26 protein-coding genes are annotated in these 17,684 nt (G+C 40.6%); all 26 read left to right on the top strand.

Annotation, left to right across the window (positions count from 1 at the left end; genetic code table 11):
• Nucleotides 1–59 precede the first annotated feature (59 nt).
• The 26 genes from rpoC (at nucleotide 60) to rpmD (ending at nucleotide 17,664) form a co-directional block, all read left to right on the top strand.
• Nucleotides 60–3,659 (top strand): DNA-directed RNA polymerase subunit beta', encoded by a 3,600-nt coding sequence (gene rpoC, locus KHA94_RS25105; protein ID WP_213104795.1) that lies wholly within the window; start codon nucleotides 60–62, stop codon nucleotides 3,657–3,659.
• 165 nt (nucleotides 3,660–3,824) lie between these two features.
• Nucleotides 3,825–4,073 (top strand): 50S ribosomal protein L7ae-like protein, encoded by a 249-nt coding sequence (locus KHA94_RS25100; RefSeq protein WP_213104794.1) that lies wholly within the window; start codon nucleotides 3,825–3,827, stop codon nucleotides 4,071–4,073.
• 102 nt (nucleotides 4,074–4,175) lie between these two features.
• On the top strand, nucleotides 4,176–4,598 hold the full coding sequence (gene rpsL, locus KHA94_RS25095; RefSeq protein WP_213104793.1) for a 30S ribosomal protein S12: 423 nt from the start codon (nucleotides 4,176–4,178) through the stop codon (nucleotides 4,596–4,598).
• A 40-nt stretch (nucleotides 4,599–4,638) separates the two neighbouring features.
• Nucleotides 4,639–5,109, top strand: coding sequence for a 30S ribosomal protein S7 (gene rpsG / locus KHA94_RS25090; protein WP_213104792.1), 471 nt, complete (start codon nucleotides 4,639–4,641; stop codon nucleotides 5,107–5,109).
• A 51-nt stretch (nucleotides 5,110–5,160) separates the two neighbouring features.
• Nucleotides 5,161–7,239 carry an elongation factor G gene (gene fusA, locus KHA94_RS25085; protein WP_213104791.1) on the top strand — a complete coding sequence of 693 codons (2,079 nt, stop codon included), beginning with the start codon at nucleotides 5,161–5,163 and terminating at the stop codon, nucleotides 7,237–7,239.
• Nucleotides 7,240–7,363: 124 nt separating this feature from the next.
• A complete protein-coding gene (tuf, locus tag KHA94_RS25080) occupies nucleotides 7,364–8,551 on the top strand; it encodes an elongation factor Tu (protein WP_213104790.1) in 1,188 nt (395 codons plus the stop codon).
• A 426-nt stretch (nucleotides 8,552–8,977) separates the two neighbouring features.
• Nucleotides 8,978–9,286 (top strand): 30S ribosomal protein S10, encoded by a 309-nt coding sequence (gene rpsJ / locus KHA94_RS25075; RefSeq protein WP_213104789.1) that lies wholly within the window; start codon nucleotides 8,978–8,980, stop codon nucleotides 9,284–9,286.
• A 39-nt stretch (nucleotides 9,287–9,325) separates the two neighbouring features.
• Complete coding sequence (rplC, locus tag KHA94_RS25070) at nucleotides 9,326–9,952, top strand: 50S ribosomal protein L3 (protein WP_213104788.1); 627 nt, start codon at nucleotides 9,326–9,328, stop codon at nucleotides 9,950–9,952.
• 27 nt (nucleotides 9,953–9,979) lie between these two features.
• The gene (rplD, locus tag KHA94_RS25065) at nucleotides 9,980–10,603 is read left to right on the top strand and encodes a 50S ribosomal protein L4 (RefSeq protein WP_213104787.1); all 624 of its coding nucleotides are present in this window, start codon (nucleotides 9,980–9,982) and stop codon (nucleotides 10,601–10,603) included.
• Nucleotides 10,603–10,887: a 50S ribosomal protein L23 gene (gene rplW / locus KHA94_RS25060; protein WP_151537118.1), complete on the top strand. Its 285-nt coding sequence runs from the start codon at nucleotides 10,603–10,605 to the stop codon at nucleotides 10,885–10,887. Before rplD ends, rplW begins: the two co-directional genes overlap by 1 nt.
• Before the next feature lie 26 nt (nucleotides 10,888–10,913).
• Nucleotides 10,914–11,744, top strand: coding sequence for a 50S ribosomal protein L2 (gene rplB / locus KHA94_RS25055; protein ID WP_213104786.1), 831 nt, complete (start codon nucleotides 10,914–10,916; stop codon nucleotides 11,742–11,744).
• 60 nt (nucleotides 11,745–11,804) lie between these two features.
• A complete protein-coding gene (gene rpsS, locus KHA94_RS25050; protein ID WP_213104785.1) occupies nucleotides 11,805–12,083 on the top strand; it encodes a 30S ribosomal protein S19 in 279 nt (92 codons plus the stop codon).
• An 18-nt stretch (nucleotides 12,084–12,101) separates the two neighbouring features.
• Nucleotides 12,102–12,443 (top strand): 50S ribosomal protein L22, encoded by a 342-nt coding sequence (gene rplV / locus KHA94_RS25045; protein ID WP_009336582.1) that lies wholly within the window; start codon nucleotides 12,102–12,104, stop codon nucleotides 12,441–12,443.
• Nucleotides 12,444–12,446: 3 nt separating this feature from the next.
• The gene (gene rpsC, locus KHA94_RS25040) at nucleotides 12,447–13,103 is read left to right on the top strand and encodes a 30S ribosomal protein S3 (protein WP_213104784.1); all 657 of its coding nucleotides are present in this window, start codon (nucleotides 12,447–12,449) and stop codon (nucleotides 13,101–13,103) included.
• A 1-nt stretch (nucleotide 13,104) separates the two neighbouring features.
• Complete coding sequence (gene rplP / locus KHA94_RS25035; protein WP_213104783.1) at nucleotides 13,105–13,539, top strand: 50S ribosomal protein L16; 435 nt, start codon at nucleotides 13,105–13,107, stop codon at nucleotides 13,537–13,539.
• Entirely contained in the window at nucleotides 13,529–13,729 is a 201-nt protein-coding gene (gene rpmC / locus KHA94_RS25030) for a 50S ribosomal protein L29 (RefSeq protein WP_057776544.1), read from the top strand. Before rplP ends, rpmC begins: the two co-directional genes overlap by 11 nt.
• A 21-nt stretch (nucleotides 13,730–13,750) precedes the next feature.
• Complete coding sequence (gene rpsQ, locus KHA94_RS25025; protein ID WP_213104782.1) at nucleotides 13,751–14,014, top strand: 30S ribosomal protein S17; 264 nt, start codon at nucleotides 13,751–13,753, stop codon at nucleotides 14,012–14,014.
• 40 nt (nucleotides 14,015–14,054) lie between these two features.
• The gene (gene rplN / locus KHA94_RS25020) at nucleotides 14,055–14,423 is read left to right on the top strand and encodes a 50S ribosomal protein L14 (RefSeq protein WP_213104781.1); all 369 of its coding nucleotides are present in this window, start codon (nucleotides 14,055–14,057) and stop codon (nucleotides 14,421–14,423) included.
• Nucleotides 14,424–14,458: 35 nt separating this feature from the next.
• Nucleotides 14,459–14,770: a 50S ribosomal protein L24 gene (gene rplX / locus KHA94_RS25015; protein ID WP_213104780.1), complete on the top strand. Its 312-nt coding sequence runs from the start codon at nucleotides 14,459–14,461 to the stop codon at nucleotides 14,768–14,770.
• A gap of 28 nt (nucleotides 14,771–14,798) precedes the next feature.
• Nucleotides 14,799–15,338 (top strand): 50S ribosomal protein L5, encoded by a 540-nt coding sequence (gene rplE / locus KHA94_RS25010; protein ID WP_213104779.1) that lies wholly within the window; start codon nucleotides 14,799–14,801, stop codon nucleotides 15,336–15,338.
• 25 nt (nucleotides 15,339–15,363) lie between these two features.
• On the top strand, nucleotides 15,364–15,549 hold the full coding sequence (gene rpsN, locus KHA94_RS25005; RefSeq protein WP_009499044.1) for a 30S ribosomal protein S14: 186 nt from the start codon (nucleotides 15,364–15,366) through the stop codon (nucleotides 15,547–15,549).
• A 29-nt stretch (nucleotides 15,550–15,578) separates the two neighbouring features.
• Nucleotides 15,579–15,977: a 30S ribosomal protein S8 gene (gene rpsH / locus KHA94_RS25000; RefSeq protein WP_057776549.1), complete on the top strand. Its 399-nt coding sequence runs from the start codon at nucleotides 15,579–15,581 to the stop codon at nucleotides 15,975–15,977.
• Nucleotides 15,978–16,008: 31 nt separating this feature from the next.
• Entirely contained in the window at nucleotides 16,009–16,548 is a 540-nt protein-coding gene (rplF, locus tag KHA94_RS24995; protein WP_213104778.1) for a 50S ribosomal protein L6, read from the top strand.
• Between the two features lie 32 nt (nucleotides 16,549–16,580).
• Entirely contained in the window at nucleotides 16,581–16,943 is a 363-nt protein-coding gene (gene rplR / locus KHA94_RS24990) for a 50S ribosomal protein L18 (protein WP_213104777.1), read from the top strand.
• A gap of 24 nt (nucleotides 16,944–16,967) precedes the next feature.
• Entirely contained in the window at nucleotides 16,968–17,468 is a 501-nt protein-coding gene (gene rpsE / locus KHA94_RS24985) for a 30S ribosomal protein S5 (RefSeq protein ID WP_057776552.1), read from the top strand.
• A 13-nt stretch (nucleotides 17,469–17,481) separates the two neighbouring features.
• A complete protein-coding gene (gene rpmD, locus KHA94_RS24980; protein WP_213104776.1) occupies nucleotides 17,482–17,664 on the top strand; it encodes a 50S ribosomal protein L30 in 183 nt (60 codons plus the stop codon).
• The last annotated feature ends 20 nt before the right edge of the window (nucleotides 17,665–17,684 follow it).

The following is a 17,684-nucleotide window of genomic DNA, read 5'->3' as shown; positions in this document are numbered from 1 at the left end:
AAATTGCTTCATATGGGCAATATGGGCATAGCCCGGAGATCAAAAGGGAGGTAGGCCCCTTGATAGATGTAAATAATTTTGAGTATATGAAAATCGGTCTTGCTTCACCAGATAAAATTCGTTCTTGGTCACATGGTGAGGTAAAAAAGCCAGAAACGATTAACTATCGTACATTAAAACCAGAAAAAGATGGTTTGTTTTGTGAGCGTATTTTTGGACCTACAAAGGACTGGGAATGCCATTGCGGAAAATACAAGCGTGTACGCTATAAAGGTGTAGTCTGTGATCGATGTGGTGTAGAAGTTACACGTGCAAAGGTTCGTCGTGAAAGAATGGGGCATATTGAACTTGCAGCTCCAGTTTCACATATTTGGTATTTTAAAGGAATCCCAAGCAGGATGGGACTTGTTCTTGATATGTCTCCTCGTGCGCTTGAAGAAGTGATTTATTTTGCTTCTTACGTAGTAACGGAGTCGGGCGATACTGCTCTTGAGAAAAAACAGCTGCTATCAGAAAAGGAATACCGTGCGTACCGTGAAAAATATGGTAATAAGTTTCAGGCTTCAATGGGTGCAGAGTCCATCAAAAAGCTTCTTTCAGATATTGATTTGAATAAAGAAGTGGATATTTTGAAAGAAGAATTAAAAACTGCACAAGGACAGCGTAGAACACGTGCAATTAAGCGTCTTGAAGTATTAGAAGCATTCCGTGGATCAGGTAATGAGCCATCATGGATGATCCTTGATGTTCTTCCTGTTATTCCGCCAGAGCTTCGTCCAATGGTTCAACTTGATGGTGGCCGTTTTGCTACATCTGATTTGAACGATTTATACCGTCGTGTGATTAACCGAAATAACCGTTTAAAACGATTATTGGATCTTGGTGCGCCTAGTATTATTGTTCAAAACGAAAAACGGATGCTCCAAGAGGCAGTTGATGCACTGATCGATAATGGCCGTCGTGGCCGTCCGGTAACAGGTCCAGGAAATCGTCCATTAAAATCGCTTTCCCATATGCTGAAAGGAAAGCAAGGCCGCTTCCGTCAAAACCTATTAGGGAAACGTGTAGACTACTCAGGTCGTTCCGTTATTGTTGTTGGACCGAATTTGAAAATGTATCAATGTGGTCTTCCGAAAGAAATGGCTTTAGAGCTATTTAAGCCATTCGTCATGAAAGAGTTAGTAGAGAAGGGCTTATCACATAATATTAAATCAGCAAAACGTAAAATTGAAAGAGTTCAGCCTGAGGTATGGGATGTTTTAGAAAGTGTAATTAAAGAGCATCCAGTTCTTCTTAACCGTGCTCCAACTCTTCATAGATTGGGAATTCAAGCGTTCGAACCGACATTGGTTGAGGGCCGTGCGATTCGTCTTCACCCACTCGTATGTACAGCTTACAACGCTGACTTTGATGGTGACCAAATGGCCGTTCACGTTCCTCTTTCATCTGAAGCTCAAGCTGAAGCACGTCTATTGATGCTTGCAGCTCAAAATATCTTGAACCCGAAAGATGGAAAACCAGTTGTTACTCCTTCACAGGATATGGTATTAGGAAACTACTATCTGACACTAGAAAGAGATGGCGCTGTTGGGGAAGGTATGATATTTAAGGATATCAATGAAGCGCTTCTAGCTTATCAAAATGGATATGTCCATTTGCATACGCGTGTAGCCGTTCATGCTGGCTCCTTAAAGAATCCACAATTTACACCAGAACAAAATCAAAAGCTATTGATTACAACAGTTGGAAAGCTTATTTTTAATGAGATTTTACCAGCGTCATTCCCGTATATTAATGAACCGACAAGACGAAACCTAGAGGAAGAAACTCCTGCTAAGTATTTTGTTGAAAAAGGTCAAGAAGTACTTTCTATTATTCGAGAAATGCCGCTTGTGGATCCATTTAAAAAGAAGATCCTTGGAAATATCATTGCAGAAGTATTCAAACGTTACAAAATTACAGAAACGTCTAAAATGTTAGATCGTATGAAAGATCTAGGTTTCAAATACTCTACAAAAGCGGGTATTACGGTAGGGGTTGCTGATATCGTTGTCCTAGGGGAGAAAGAACAGATCATTCATGAAGCTCAAGCGAAAGTTGATAACGTTATGAAGCAATTCAGACGTGGTCTTATTACTGAAGATGAGCGCTATGATCGTGTAATCTCGATTTGGAGTGCTGCGAAGGATTCAATCCAAGAAAAACTAATGAAGTCCCTTGAAAAATCGAACCCAATTTTTATGATGAGTGATTCTGGTGCCCGTGGTAACGCATCTAACTTTACTCAATTAGCTGGTATGCGTGGACTAATGGCCAACCCAGCTGGACGTATTATTGAGTTGCCAATTAAATCAAGTTTCCGTGAAGGTTTAACCGTATTAGAATACTTTATTTCTACACACGGTGCTCGTAAAGGTCTTGCCGATACAGCATTAAAAACGGCTGACTCTGGTTACTTAACTCGTCGTCTAGTGGATGTAGCACAAGATGTCATCGTTCGTGAAGATGATTGCGGAACAGATCGTGGTTTATTAATTAGTGCATTGAAAGATGGCACTGAGATTATTGAGACTCTTGAAGAGCGTCTAATCGGCAGATATGCAAGAAAAGCAATTAGACATCCAGAAACAAAAGAAGTGATTGTTCCTGAAAACGGTCTAATTACTGAAGATCTTGCTGAGGAAGTTACAGATGCAAACATTGAAGAGGTTTGGATTCGCTCAGCCTTTACATGTAATACACGTCACGGCGTATGTAAAAAGTGTTATGGCCGCAATCTAGCAACTGGTCAAGAGGTTGAAGTAGGTGAAGCAGTTGGTATTATCGCTGCACAATCTATCGGTGAGCCCGGAACTCAGTTAACGATGCGTACATTCCATACAGGTGGAGTTGCTGGAGACGATATTACACAAGGTTTACCGCGTATTCAGGAATTGTTTGAAGCACGGAATCCTAAAGGTCAGGCAGTTATCACTGAAATTAATGGTGTAGTAGTTGGAATTAATGAAGGCCGCGACCGTCAGCACGAAATTGTTGTCCAAGGAGAAGTGGAATCCCGCACGTATACAGCACCATATACTGCACGTCTCAAAGTGTCGGTAAATGACCATGTAGAATGTGGGCAGGAACTCACTGAGGGCTCAATTGATCCGAAAGAATTAATTAGAGTGAAGGACGTTACAGCAGTTCAAGAATATTTACTGCGTGAAGTTCAAAAAGTATACCGTATGCAAGGGGTAGAAATTGGCGATAAGCATATCGAAGTAATGGTACGTCAAATGCTTCGTAAAGTTCGTGTCATTGATGCTGCTGAGACAGATGTTCTACCAGGTACTCTGCTTGATATTCATCAATTTACAGATGCCAATGAAAAAGCGCTTCTATCAGGTAAATTGCCTGCGACAGGACGCCCAGTACTTCTAGGTATTACAAAAGCATCTCTTGAAACAGATTCATTCCTTTCTGCGGCATCCTTCCAAGAAACGACAAGAGTTCTTACAGATGCAGCTATTAAAGGAAAACGTGATGAATTATTAGGTTTAAAGGAAAATGTTATTATTGGAAAACTTGTTCCAGCTGGAACAGGAATGCAGCGCTATCGTCGAGCTGAACCATACACAAACGAAGAGGTTATCGAGGACGCTGTAACAATAGAATAGCAATAAATTTGCAATGCTTGCTGGAAAACTAGCAAGCATTGCATTTCCAAAAAAATTCTATTAATTTTTTTAATAAAACAAGAATGATTATTGACATAAAAAAATGAAGATGTTAATATAGCAAAGGTGCTCCTATTAACTCGATACTTTGGAGGATGTCCTTTAATGTCTTATGAAAAAGTATTGCAGGCAAAGGAAATTATAATAGGAACAAAGCAAACGGTTAAAGCACTTAAGTCAAGGACAGCTAAAGAGGTTGTAGTAGCCAAAGACGCAGATCAAAAGGTGATTGCGAAAGTGACGAATACAGCGTCAGAATTAAATGTTCCGGTTTTGTATGTAGATTCAATGAAAAAGCTTGGAAATGCATGCGGAATTGAAGTTGGTGCCGCAACGGTTGCGATTATCAATTAAAAACTGTTTTTGTAGATGGTTTCTGCAAAAACTTTGTTTTTTGCATCAAAATGAACCACCTGGATGTGTGGACTTAAACAAAAGTGAAGGGAGGACAATTCAATGCCTACTATTAACCAATTAGTGCGCAAGCCTCGTAAAACTAAAGAGGAAAAATCTAAATCACCAGCACTAAACAAAGGATACAACAGCTTCAAAAAAGCACAAACGAATGTTTCTTCACCACAAAAACGCGGTGTTTGTACTCGTGTTGGTACAATGACACCAAAGAAACCGAACTCTGCATTGCGTAAATATGCACGTGTACGTTTATCAAACGGAATCGAGGTAAATGCTTACATTCCTGGTATCGGACACAACTTACAAGAGCACAGTGTAGTTCTAATTCGCGGCGGACGTGTAAAAGACTTACCGGGGGTACGTTATCACATTGTTCGTGGAGCATTAGACACAGCTGGTGTTGCTAACCGTATGCAAGCTCGTTCTAAATACGGTGCGAAGAGACCAAAAGCAGCTAAAAAATAACACTAAATAATTGTAAGAATTCTCGAAAGGAGGAAATAATATGCCACGTAAAGGTCCTGTAGCAAAAAGAGACGTATTGCCGGATCCGATTTACAGCTCAAAGCTTGTTAGCCGCCTAATCAACAAAATGATGATCGACGGTAAAAGAGGTAAATCACAAGCTATTCTATATTCTGCATTTGACATCATTAGTGAGCGCACTGGTAAAGAGCCAATGGAAGTTTTCGATCAAGCACTTAAGAACATCATGCCAGTCCTTGAAGTAAAGGCTCGCCGTGTTGGTGGATCAAACTATCAAGTACCAGTTGAGGTGCGTCCTGATCGCCGCACAACTCTTGGTCTTCGTTGGTTAGTAAACTATTCTCGTCTACGTGGAGAAAAGACGATGGAAGAGCGTTTAGCTAACGAAATTCTTGATGCAGCTAATAATACTGGTGCATCAGTTAAAAAACGTGAAGATACACACAAGATGGCAGAAGCAAACAAAGCGTTTGCTCACTATCGCTGGTAGAATTTATTCTTTATACAAAATATTACTCATACTAGGAAGGAGAAATACCCAATGGCAAGAGAGTTCTCCTTAGAAAATACTCGTAATATCGGTATCATGGCTCACATTGATGCTGGTAAAACAACAACCACTGAGCGTATTCTTTACTATACAGGTAAAATTCACAAAATCGGTGAAACACACGAAGGTGGAGCTCAGATGGACTGGATGGAGCAAGAGCAGGAGCGCGGAATCACAATTACATCTGCAGCAACAACTGCACAATGGAAAGGTCACCGCGTAAACATCATCGATACACCTGGACACGTAGACTTCACAGTTGAAGTTGAACGTTCTCTTCGTGTACTTGATGGTGCAGTAACTGTACTTGATGCTCAATCTGGGGTAGAACCACAAACTGAAACAGTATGGCGCCAAGCAACAACTTATGGCGTACCACGTATTGTTTTCGTAAATAAAATGGATAAGCTTGGTGCTGATTTCTTATATTCTGTGAAAACTCTGCATGATCGTCTTCAAGCGAATGCAGCTCCAATCCAATTACCAATGGGTGCTGAAGATACATTCTCAGGCATTATCGATCTAGTTGAAATGAATGCTACATTCTACAAAAACGATCTAGGAACTGAGATTGAAGAGGGAGAAATCCCAGCAGAATATAAAGATCAAGCTGAAGAATACCGTGAGAAGTTAATTGAAGCAGTTGCTGAACTAGATGAAGAATTAATGGAAAAATACCTTGGTGGAGAAGAAATCACTAAGGAAGAGCTTAAAGCGGCTATCCGTAAAGCTACTGTAGCTGTTGAATTCTATCCAGTTCTTTGTGGTACTGCATTCAAAAACAAAGGTGTTCAAAAAATGCTAGATGCTGCTATTGACTATCTTCCATCTCCGCTGGATATCCCTGCGATTAATGGTGTAAATCCAGATACTGAAGAAGAGACAGAACGTCATGCAGATGACAACGAGCCATTCTCAGCTCTTGCATTTAAAGTTATGACTGACCCTTATGTTGGTAAACTAACATTCTTCCGTGTATACTCTGGTACATTAAACTCAGGATCTTATGTACAAAACTCTACAAAAGGTAAGCGCGAGCGTGTAGGGCGTATCCTGCAAATGCACGCAAACCACCGTCAAGAGATTTCTATTGTACACGCTGGAGATATCGCTGCAGCAGTTGGTCTTAAAGATACAACTACCGGGGATACTCTATGTGACGAAAAGAGTCTTGTAATTCTAGAGTCTATGGAGTTCCCAGAGCCTGTAATCCAATTATCTATCGAACCTAAAACAAAGGCTGACCAAGATAAAATGACAACAGCTCTTCAAAAACTTCAAGAAGAAGATCCTACATTCCGTGCACATACTGACCAGGAAACTGGAGAAGTAATCATTGCAGGTATGGGTGAGCTTCACCTTGATATTCTTGTTGACCGTATGCGTCGTGAATTTAAAGTGGAAGCAAACGTTGGTGCTCCTCAGGTTGCATACCGTGAAACTTTCCGTGCTTCAGCGCAAGTTGAAGGTAAATTCGCTCGCCAATCTGGTGGACGCGGACAATTCGGTCATGTTTGGATTGAATTCGCTCCAAACGAAGAAGGAAAAGGCTTTGAATTTGAAAATGGAATCGTTGGTGGGGTTGTTCCGCGTGAATACATTCCTGCTGTAGAAGCTGGGCTTAAAGATGCTCTTGATAGAGGGGTATTAGCAGGCTTCCCATTAGTAGATATTAAGGCTAGATTATTTGATGGATCATACCATGATGTAGACTCATCTGAAATGGCGTTTAAAATTGCGGCGTCTATGGCCCTTAAAAATGCTGCTTCAAAATGTAGCCCAGTCATCCTTGAGCCAGTGATGAAAGTTGAAGTCATCATTCCTGAAGAATACATGGGAGATATCATGGGTAACGTCACTTCCCGTCGTGGTCGTGTTGAAGGAATGGAAGCGCGCGGTAACGCACAAGTTGTTCGTGCAATGGTTCCGCTTTCTGAAATGTTTGGATATGCTACTTCTTTACGTTCTAGCACGCAAGGTCGCGGTGTATTCTCAATGCATTTTGATCACTATGAAGAAGTTCCAAAATCAATTTCAGAAGAAATCATTAAAAAGCATAAAGGTGAATAATTTTAATTGATTTTACCTTTTTAATCAAGTATAACTACTATTGTAGACATGCTGCGAAATGAGTATTCTTTTCGCAGCGTTTCAAAAATACTTAATTTTTATAATTTAAAGGAGGATTTTCCTAATGGCAAAAGCTAAATTTGACCGTTCAAAACCCCATGTTAACATTGGTACAATCGGACACGTTGACCATGGTAAAACTACTTTAACAGCTGCTATCACTACTGTACTTGCGAAAAAAATGGGTGGTGAAGCAAAAGGTTACGACCAAATCGATAACGCTCCAGAAGAAAAAGAGCGTGGAATCACTATCTCAACTTCTCACGTTGAGTACGAAACTGAAAATCGTCACTATGCACACGTTGACTGCCCAGGACACGCTGACTACGTTAAAAACATGATCACTGGTGCTGCTCAAATGGACGGCGGTATCCTAGTAGTATCTGCTGCTGATGGCCCAATGCCACAAACTCGTGAGCACATCCTTCTTTCTCGTCAAGTAGGTGTACCTTTCCTTGTTGTATTCATGAACAAGTGTGATATGGTTGATGACGAAGAACTTCTTGAGTTAGTAGAAATGGAAATCCGTGATCTATTATCAGAATACGAGTTCCCTGGCGATGATATTCCAGTAGTTAAAGGTTCTGCTCTTAAAGCTCTTGAAGGAGAGTCTGAGTGGGAAGAAAAAGTTGTTGAGCTTATGGCTGCTGTTGATGAGTACATTCCAAACCCAACTCGTGACACTGAAAAGCCATTCATGATGCCAGTTGAGGACGTATTCTCAATCACTGGTCGTGGAACAGTTGCTACTGGACGTGTTGAGCGTGGAGTAGTTAAAGTTGGGGATGTTGTTGAAATCACTGGTTTCACAGAAGAGCCAAAATCAACTACAGTTACTGGAGTTGAAATGTTCCGTAAATTACTAGACTACGCTGAAGCTGGAGATAACATCGGTGCTCTTCTTCGTGGTGTAGCTCGTGAAGATATCCAACGTGGGCAAGTACTTGCTAAGCCTGGTACAATCAAGCCACACACTACTTTCAAAGCTGAAGTATACGTTCTTTCTAAAGAAGAGGGTGGACGTCATACTCCATTCTTCACAAACTACCGTCCTCAGTTCTACTTCCGTACAACTGACGTAACTGGTATTTGTAATCTTCCGGAAGGTGTAGAAATGGTTATGCCTGGAGATAACATTGAAATGCACGTTGAGCTTATCGCTCCAATCGCTATCGAAGAAGGAACTAAGTTCTCAATTCGTGAAGGTGGACGTACTGTAGGCGCAGGCGTTGTTGCTACAATCGTAGAATAATAATTGAAAAAGTAAAACCAGGTGGGTGACGATCCACCTGGTTTTTTAATTCAAAAAATCTTGTTTCTTCTATAATAATAGTATCTATTTCACGGGTTATATAACACTAAGCGGCGTTGGCTTCTGTATGTAACCGAAGGCTATGCGGTTTACGCTTTTCTAATCACATGAAATTATTGGATTGTTCATGTAATGCTTGAAAGTCAAGATGAATGCCGATATAATTATACGAGTGTGCAAGAAATGAAGAAATTCCATTATTTCTATTGCATATTGAATATGATTTCTGTATAATAGACAATGTTGGTCTTTGACTGCGATGATGTGAAAGGTTGCTGACACACCCGGCCGCTTTGCCATGGCGAGTGTGTGGGAAATTTTCACGGAGAATGTCTATTTTAAAATAGGCGAAAAGGAGGGAAAGTAATGGCAAAACAAAAAATTCGTATTCGTTTAAAAGCGTATGATCACAGAATCCTTGATCAATCTGCAGAAAAGATTGTTGAGACTGCAAAGCGTTCTGGAGCGGCTGTTTCTGGTCCGATTCCATTACCAACAGAAAAGTCTGTATACACAGTTCTTCGTGCGGTTCACAAGTATAAAGATTCTCGTGAGCAATTCGAAATGCGTACGCACAAACGTCTAATCGACATCATTAACCCAACACCGCAAACTGTTGATTCATTAATGCGTTTAGACTTACCATCTGGTGTAGATATCGAAATCAAACTTTAATGAAATAAATCATTTAACAATCTAGGAGGTGTGACTGAAATGACCAAAGGAATCTTAGGAAGAAAGATTGGTATGACTCAAGTGTTTGCTGAAAACGGTGATCTAATCCCGGTAACAGTTGTTGAGGCTACTGGAAACGTTGTTCTTCAAGTTAAGTCTGTTGAAACTGATGGCTATGAAGCTATCCAAATCGGTTTTGAAGACAAACGTGAAAAGTTATCAAACAAACCTGAAAAGGGCCATGTTGCAAAAGCTAACACTGCTCCTAAGCGCTTCGTTCGTGAATTACGCGGAGTTAATTTAGGAGAATATGAAGTTGGTCAAGAAGTCAAAGTTGATATTTTCACAGCAGGAGAAACTGTTGATGTAACAGGTATCTCAAAGGGTAAAGGTTTCCAAGGTGCTATTAAACGCCATGGACAATCTCGTGGACCTATGTCACACGGTTCTCGTTACCACCGTCGCCCTGGTTCAATGGGTCCTGTAGCTCCAAACCGTGTATTCAAAGGTAAATTGCTACCTGGTCGTATGGGTGGAGAGCAAGTAACTGTTCAAAACCTTGAAATTGTAAAAGTTGACCTTGAACGCAACTTATTACTTATCAAAGGTAATGTACCTGGTGCTAAAAAAGCATTATTAAAAATTAAAACTGCGGTTAAAGCATAGTAATAAGTCGGAAAGGAGGAAATAAGAATGCCGAAAATAGCATTATTTAACCAAAGCGGATCTAAAGTTGGTGAAATCGAGCTAAAAGATACTGTCTTTGGAATCGAGCCTAACAACCATGTTTTATTCGAAACTGTTGTTATGCAAAGAGCTTCTTTACGTCAAGGAACTCACAAAACAAAAATTCGTTCTGAAGTAGCAGGCGGCGGACGTAAACCATGGCGCCAAAAAGGCACAGGCCGTGCACGTCAAGGTTCTATCCGTTCTCCACAATGGCGCGGTGGTGGTACTGTATTTGGTCCAGTTCCACGCAGCTATAGCTACAAATTCCCTAAAAAGGTTCGTCGCTTAGCGATTAAATCTGCATTATCTTCTAAAGTATTAGAAGAAAATATTTTAGTATTAGAAAGCCTTGCTTTCGAAACTCCAAAAACAAAAGACTTTAAAGGTGTATTAAAAGGTCTTTCAATTGATTCTAAAGCATTGATCGTAACAGCTGATCTAGATGAAAATGTAGCATTATCTGCTCGTAACATCCCAGGTGTAACTGTTGTAACTGCTGACGGAATTAATGTGTTGGATGTTTTAAATCATGATAAATTAATCATGACTAAGCAAGCTGTTGAAAAAGTAGAGGAGGTGCTTGCATAATGGATGCACGCGATATCATTAAGCGCCCCGTAATTACTGAAGCTTCGTCTGATTTAATGGCAGATAAAAAATATACGTTCGAAGTTGACGTTCGTGCTAACAAAACTCAAGTTAAAGATGCTGTAGAAACAATCTTCGGCGTTAAAGTTGAGAAAGTAAATGTTATGAACTACAAAGGTAAATTCAAACGTATGGGACGTTTTGGTGGATACACTAACAAACGTCGTAAAGCAATTGTGAAATTAACAGCTGATAGCAAAGAAATCGAATTCTTTGAAGCTTAATATTTATTGAAGAGGAGGGAAATGAAATGGCGATTAAAAAGTATAAACCTACCTCTAATGGTCGTCGCGGCATGACAGGGTTCACTTTCGAGGAAATCACTACTGATAAACCAGAAAAGTCACTGTTAGCTCCATTAAATAAAAAAGCAGGCCGCAACAACCAAGGTAAGATAACTGTTCGTCATCAAGCCGGCGGTCATAAACGCCAGTATCGTATTATTGATTTTAAACGTAACAAAGATGGCATTCCAGGACGCGTTGCTACAATCGAGTATGATCCAAACCGTTCATCAAGAATTGCCCTAATTAATTATGTAGATGGTGAAAAGCGCTATATCCTTGCTCCTAAAAACCTTGAAGTAGGCATGGAGGTAATGTCTGGTCCTGAAGCGGACATTAAAGTAGGTAATGCACTTCCATTATCTAATATTCCTGTGGGTACTGTTATCCACAATATCGAATTAAAGCCTGGTAAAGGCGGACAATTAGTTCGTTCTGCAGGTACTTCTGCACAGGTTCTTGGTAAAGAAGGCAAATATGTACTTGTTCGCTTAAACTCTGGCGAAGTACGTATGATTCTTGCTGCCTGCCGTGCTACTGTAGGTCAAGTTGGTAATGAACAACATGAACTTATTAATATCGGTAAAGCAGGACGTTCCCGCTGGTTAGGTAAGCGCCCAACAGTCCGTGGATCTGTAATGAACCCTAACGATCACCCACACGGTGGTGGTGAAGGACGTTCACCAATCGGACGTAAGTCTCCTATGACTCCTTGGGGCAAACCAACACTTGGATTCAAAACACGCAAAAAATCAAACAAGTCGGATAAGTTTATTGTTCGTCGTCGTAAAAAATAACGGGATTGTCCTACGGTTCACAAATGGAACCGTAGATCAATCGCGAAGGGAGGTTCAATCATGGGTCGCAGTTTAAAAAAAGGGCCTTTTGTTGATGATCATTTAATGACAAAGATCGAAAAGCTAAATGAGACTGAAGGCAAACAAGTTGTTAAAACTTGGTCTCGCCGTTCTACGATCTTCCCGCAATTCATCGGACACACAATTGCAGTTTACGATGGTCGTAAACACGTGCCTGTATATGTCACTGAAGACATGGTAGGCCACAAGCTTGGAGAATTTGCTCCAACACGTGCGTACAAAGGCCATGGCAATGATGATAAGAAAACAAGACGTTAATGAGAGGAGGGCATTCTTATGCAAGCAAAAGCTGTTGCAAGAACAGTTCGTATTGCTCCTCGTAAAGCTCGTTTAGTCGTAGATTTAATTCGAGGAAAGCAAGTAGGCGAAGCAGTGGCGATTTTGAATTTAACTCCAAAAGCTGCTTCTCCAATCGTAGAGAAAGTTTTAAAATCTGCATTAGCTAACGCAGAGCACAACTACGAAATGGACGTTAATAACTTAGTAGTTGCTCAAGCGTTTGTTGACGAAGGACCAACATTAAAACGTTTCCGTCCTCGTGCAATGGGCCGTGCAAGCCAAATCAACAAACGTACTAGCCATATTACTATCGTTTTATCAGAAAAGAAGGAGGGATAATCAGTGGGTCAAAAAGTAAATCCAGTCGGTTTGCGTATCGGAGTTATCCGTGATTGGGAATCTAAATGGTACGCAGGCAAAGACTATGCTGATCTTTTACACGAAGACCTTAAAGTTCGTGAGTACATCTCAAAGCGTCTTAACGATGCTTCTGTATCAAAAGTCGAAATCGAACGTGCAGCAAATCGTCTAAACGTCACTATCCACACTGCCAAGCCAGGAATGGTTATTGGTAAAGGTGGTACTGAAGTTGAAGCACTTCGTAAAGCACTTAACTCATTAACTGGTAAACGTGTACACATCAATATTCTTGAAATTAAGAAAGCTGATATCGATGCGAAATTAGTTGCGGAAAACATTGCTCGTCAATTAGAAAACCGTGTATCTTTCCGTCGTGCTCAAAAACAAACTATTCAACGTGCAATGCGCGCTGGTGCTAAAGGTATCAAAACTATGGTATCTGGACGCTTAGGCGGTGCTGACATCGCTCGTTCTGAATCATACAGCGAAGGAACAGTTCCACTTCATACTCTTCGTGCTGATATCGACTATGCTCACGCTGAAGCTGATACAACTTATGGTAAGCTTGGCGTAAAAGTATGGATCTATAAGGGAGAAGTCCTTCCTACTAAGAAGAAATCTGCGGAAGGAGGCAAATAATATGTTATTGCCAAAACGCGTAAAATATCGCCGTCAACACCGTGGAAAAATGCGTGGTAACGCTAAAGGCGGCACTGAAGTAACATTTGGTGAATTCGGATTACAAGCAACTGAAGCTTCTTGGATCACTAACCGCCAAATCGAAGCTGCTCGTATCGCTATGACTCGTTATATGAAACGTGGCGGTAAAGTTTGGATCAAAATTTTCCCGCATAAGCCTTACACTGCAAAGCCTCTAGAAGTCCGAATGGGTTCCGGTAAGGGTGCTCCAGAAGGTTGGGTAGCAGTAGTTAAGCCCGGAAAAGTAATGTTCGAAATTGCAGGTGTATCTGAAGAAATCGCTCGTGAGGCTCTTCGTCTTGCAGCACACAAGCTTCCTGTAAAGTGTAAGTTTGTAAAACGTGAAGAAATTGGTGGTGAATCAAATGAAAGCTAATGATATTCGTGACCTTACCACTGCCGAAATAGAACAAAAAGTGAAATCATTAAAAGAAGAATTATTCAATCTTCGCTTTCAATTAGCGACTGGACAACTTGAAAACACAGCACGCATTCGTGAAGTTCGTAAATCGATCGCTCGTATGAAAACTGTGATTCGTGAAAGAGAAATTGGCTTTTCAAAGTGATATTGAGAGGAGGTTCGCACAATGAGTGAACGCAACCAACGCAAAGTTTACACTGGGCGTGTTGTTTCAGACAAAATGGATAAGACCGTTACTGTCCTTGTTGAAACTTACAAAAAACACCCTTTATACGGTAAACGCGTTAAGTACTCTAAAAAATTCAAAGCTCATGATGAGCAAAACGTAGCGAAAACTGGCGACATCGTCCGTATTATGGAAACTCGCCCGCTTTCAGCGACAAAACGTTTCCGTTTAGTAGAAGTAGTAGAAAAAGCAGTTATTATCTAATTGTTCGGAAATAGCTTAATTCCGAAGGGAGGTTACACACATGATTCAACAAGAATCACGTTTGAAAGTTGCTGACAACTCTGGTGCTCGTGAAGTACTTACAATTAAAGTTCTTGGTGGCACTGGCCGCAAAACTGCTAATATTGGCGACATTATCGTTTGTACAGTGAAACAAGCAACACCAGGTGGCGTTGTTAAAAAAGGTGATGTTGTTAAAGCCGTAATTGTTCGAACTAAGAGCGGAGTACGCCGTAATGACGGTACTTACATTCGTTTTGATGAAAACGCATGTGTAATTATTCGTGATGATAAGGGTCCTCGTGGAACTCGTATCTTCGGACCTGTTGCGCGTGAATTACGTGACAGCAACTTCATGAAAATTATTTCTTTAGCTCCAGAAGTTCTATAATTTAAATTAAAATGCCTTTAAGGAGGTGCTTACGGATGCATGTAAAAAAAGGTGACAAAGTTATGGTCATCTCTGGTAAGGATAAAGGCAAAACTGGTGTTATTCTTGCAGCGTTTCCTAAACAAGACCGTGTTCTTGTTGAAGGAGTTAACATTGTAAAGAAACACTCTAAGCCTTCCCAAGTGAACCCACAAGGTGGAATCAATAGCCAGGAGGCACCTATTCATGTATCAAATGTCATGCCTGTAGACCCTAAGTCTGGGAATCCAACACGTGTTGGCTACAAAACGGTTGATGGCAAAAAAGTACGTGTAGCAACAAAATCCGGTGAAGTTCTAGATAAATAGTTTATAGAAGAAGGGAGGTACTAATCACATGAACCGCCTAAAAGAAAAGTATACAAAAGAAATTACTCCTGCTCTTATGAGCAAGTTCAACTATAAATCAGTAATGCAAGTACCTACGATTGATAAAATCGTTATCAACATGGGTGTTGGTGATGCTGTTCAAAATGCTAAAGCATTAGATAATGCGGTTGAAGAGTTAGCGTTACTTGCTGGCCAAAAGCCAGTTGTTACACGCGCTAAAAACTCTATCGCTGGATTCCGTCTGCGTGAAGGTATGCCTATCGGTGCTAAAGTTACACTTCGCGGGAAGCGCATGTATGAGTTTTTCGATAAGTTAATCTCAGTATCTCTTCCACGTGTACGTGACTTCCGCGGTATTTCTAAAAAGTCTTTTGACGGACGCGGAAACTACACTCTAGGTGTTAAAGAGCAGTTAATCTTCCCTGAAATTGATTACGATAAAGTAAGCAAAGTTCGTGGTATGGATATCGTTATCGTAACTACAGCTAATACTGATGAAGAAGCTCGTGAACTTTTAACTCAATTTGGAATGCCGTTCCAAAAGTAATCGCTAAATAGAGGGAGGCGAAAACGTGGCTAAAAAGTCAATGATTGCGAAACAAAAACGCACGCCTAAATACAAGGTACAAGAATACACACGCTGCGAACGTTGCGGACGTCCACATTCTGTTTACCGTAAATTTAAGCTTTGCCGTATCTGTTTCCGTGAATTAGCATATAAAGGTCAAATTCCTGGCGTGAAAAAAGCTAGCTGGTAAACATAAGGTTTAGGAAGGAGGTAAAAACAATGGTCATGACAGATCCAATTGCAGATTTGCTTACTCGCATCCGTAATGCGAATATGGTACGTCACGAAAAATTAGAAGTTCCTGCTTCTAATATCAAAAAAGAAATTGCTGATATCTTAAAGCGTGAAGGTTTTGTACGCGATGTTGAGTTTATCGAAGATAACAAACAAGGTATCATCCGCATTTTCTTAAAATACGGTTCAAACAACGAACGTGTAATTACTGGTCTTAAGCGTATAAGCAAGCCTGGTCTTCGTGTATACGCAAAAGCTGACGAAGTGCCACGTGTACTTAACGGCCTTGGTATTGCACTAGTTTCTACTTCTCAAGGAGTTCTTACAGATAAAGAAGCTCGTGCTAAACAAGTTGGCGGAGAAGTTTTAGCATACGTTTGGTAATAGAGTTTCTTAATGAATGGAGGTGCAATAAATGTCTCGTATAGGTAAAAAACCAATTGAAATTCCAACTGGTGTTACGATTAATATCGATAGCAAAAACACTGTTACAGTTAAGGGCCCTAAAGGTGAACTTACAAGTTCATTCAGCCCAGATTTAACGATTCAAGTAGAAGAGAATGTATTAACAGTTTCTCGTCCATCTGAATCAAAAGAGCACCGTACCTTACATGGTACAACTCGTGCATTAATATCAAACATGGTTGAAGGTGTATCTAAAGGCTTTGAAAAAGGTCTAGAGCTAATCGGGGTCGGTTACCGTGCTCAAAAACAAGGTAAAAAACTTGTATTAAACGTAGGATACTCTCACCCTGTTGAAATCGAACCTGAAGATGGTGTTGAAGTTGAAGTTCCATCTAATACAAAGGTTATTGTTAAAGGTATCAGTAAAGAACGTGTAGGTGCATTAGCAGCTAACATTCGTGATGTTCGTCCTCCAGAGCCTTACAAAGGAAAAGGTATCCGTTATGAAGGCGAATATGTGCGTCGTAAAGAAGGTAAAACTGGTAAGTAATGCCGCATAGGTAAACGAAAGGAGTGACTTTAATGATTACGAAGGCTGATAAAAATGCAGTTCGTAAGAAAAGACATGGCCGTGTACGTGCTAAACTTTCTGGAACTGAAACTCGTCCTCGTTTAAATGTGTTCCGCTCTAATAAGCATATTTATGCTCAATTAGTTGACGATGTTAAAGGAGTTACTTTAGCAAGTGCTTCTACATTAGATAAAGAAGTAAATCTAGATTCTACAGGCAACGTTGATGCAGCAGTCAAGGTCGGAGAATTAGTTGCAAAGCGTGGAATTGAAAAAGGTATTAAAGCTGTCGTTTTTGACCGTGGAGGTTACCTATATCATGGCCGCGTTAAAGCATTAGCTGATGCTGCTCGCGAGAACGGTTTAGAATTTTAATAGACAAAGGAGGGACACAAAAAGATGCGTCGTATTGATCCAAACAAACTTGAACTTGAAGAACGCGTAGTTACGGTTAATCGTGTAGCGAAGGTTGTTAAAGGTGGACGTCGTTTTCGTTTCTCTGCTCTTGTAGTAGTAGGTGACAAAAACGGCCATGTCGGCTTTGGTACTGGTAAAGCGCAAGAAGTACCAGAAGCAATCCGCAAAGCGATTGAAGATGCAAAGAAAAACTTAATCGAAGTACCAATGGTTGGAACAACGATTCCTCACCAAGTTATTGGAAACTTTGGTGCTGGAGAAGTACTTTTAAAGCCTGCATATGAAGGTACTGGTGTTATCGCTGGTGGACCAGTTCGTGCGGTACTTGAATTAGCTGGTGTTGGTGATATCTTATCTAAATCTTTAGGTACAAACACACCAATCAACATGGTTCGTGCTACTTTGAACGGTTTAACACAATTAAAACGTGCTGAGGACGTAGCAAAATTACGTGGTAAATCAGTAGAAGAACTGTTAGGATAAGGAGGGAAATCAAATGGCGAATAAATTAGAAATTACCCTCACTCGCAGCGTGATTGGCCGCCCAGGTGACCAATGCGAAACAGTTAAAGCTCTTGGCTTACGCAAATTGCACCAAACAGTTGAGCATCAAGACAATCCAGCTATTCGCGGAATGATCAATAAAGTTGCTCACCTTGTTACGGTAAAAGAAATATAATTTTTTACTCTTCTACAAAA

This window comes from Cytobacillus citreus, from assembly GCF_018343665.1.
GTDB lineage: Bacteria > Bacillota > Bacilli > Bacillales > Cytobacillaceae > Cytobacillus > Cytobacillus citreus.
Note: the sequence above shows the minus strand (reverse complement) of the source record. Positions and strands in the feature narration are given on the sequence as shown.

Coding starts and splice junctions, on each gene's coding strand:
- KHA94_RS25100 (WP_213104794.1), top strand. CDS start 3,825: ATGTCTTATGAAAAAGTATTGCAGGCAAAGGAAATTATAATAGGAACA.
- rpsL (WP_213104793.1), top strand. CDS start 4,176: ATGCCTACTATTAACCAATTAGTGCGCAAGCCTCGTAAAACTAAAGAG.
- rpsG (WP_213104792.1), top strand. CDS start 4,639: ATGCCACGTAAAGGTCCTGTAGCAAAAAGAGACGTATTGCCGGATCCG.
- fusA (WP_213104791.1), top strand. CDS start 5,161: ATGGCAAGAGAGTTCTCCTTAGAAAATACTCGTAATATCGGTATCATG.
- tuf (WP_213104790.1), top strand. CDS start 7,364: ATGGCAAAAGCTAAATTTGACCGTTCAAAACCCCATGTTAACATTGGT.
- rpsJ (WP_213104789.1), top strand. CDS start 8,978: ATGGCAAAACAAAAAATTCGTATTCGTTTAAAAGCGTATGATCACAGA.
- rplC (WP_213104788.1), top strand. CDS start 9,326: ATGACCAAAGGAATCTTAGGAAGAAAGATTGGTATGACTCAAGTGTTT.
- rplD (WP_213104787.1), top strand. CDS start 9,980: ATGCCGAAAATAGCATTATTTAACCAAAGCGGATCTAAAGTTGGTGAA.
- rplW (WP_151537118.1), top strand. CDS start 10,603: ATGGATGCACGCGATATCATTAAGCGCCCCGTAATTACTGAAGCTTCG.
- rplB (WP_213104786.1), top strand. CDS start 10,914: ATGGCGATTAAAAAGTATAAACCTACCTCTAATGGTCGTCGCGGCATG.
- rpsS (WP_213104785.1), top strand. CDS start 11,805: ATGGGTCGCAGTTTAAAAAAAGGGCCTTTTGTTGATGATCATTTAATG.
- rplV (WP_009336582.1), top strand. CDS start 12,102: ATGCAAGCAAAAGCTGTTGCAAGAACAGTTCGTATTGCTCCTCGTAAA.
- rplP (WP_213104783.1), top strand. CDS start 13,105: ATGTTATTGCCAAAACGCGTAAAATATCGCCGTCAACACCGTGGAAAA.
- rpmC (WP_057776544.1), top strand. CDS start 13,529: ATGAAAGCTAATGATATTCGTGACCTTACCACTGCCGAAATAGAACAA.
- rpsQ (WP_213104782.1), top strand. CDS start 13,751: ATGAGTGAACGCAACCAACGCAAAGTTTACACTGGGCGTGTTGTTTCA.
- rplN (WP_213104781.1), top strand. CDS start 14,055: ATGATTCAACAAGAATCACGTTTGAAAGTTGCTGACAACTCTGGTGCT.
- rplX (WP_213104780.1), top strand. CDS start 14,459: ATGCATGTAAAAAAAGGTGACAAAGTTATGGTCATCTCTGGTAAGGAT.
- rplE (WP_213104779.1), top strand. CDS start 14,799: ATGAACCGCCTAAAAGAAAAGTATACAAAAGAAATTACTCCTGCTCTT.
- rpsH (WP_057776549.1), top strand. CDS start 15,579: ATGGTCATGACAGATCCAATTGCAGATTTGCTTACTCGCATCCGTAAT.
- rplF (WP_213104778.1), top strand. CDS start 16,009: ATGTCTCGTATAGGTAAAAAACCAATTGAAATTCCAACTGGTGTTACG.
- rplR (WP_213104777.1), top strand. CDS start 16,581: ATGATTACGAAGGCTGATAAAAATGCAGTTCGTAAGAAAAGACATGGC.
- rpsE (WP_057776552.1), top strand. CDS start 16,968: ATGCGTCGTATTGATCCAAACAAACTTGAACTTGAAGAACGCGTAGTT.
- rpmD (WP_213104776.1), top strand. CDS start 17,482: ATGGCGAATAAATTAGAAATTACCCTCACTCGCAGCGTGATTGGCCGC.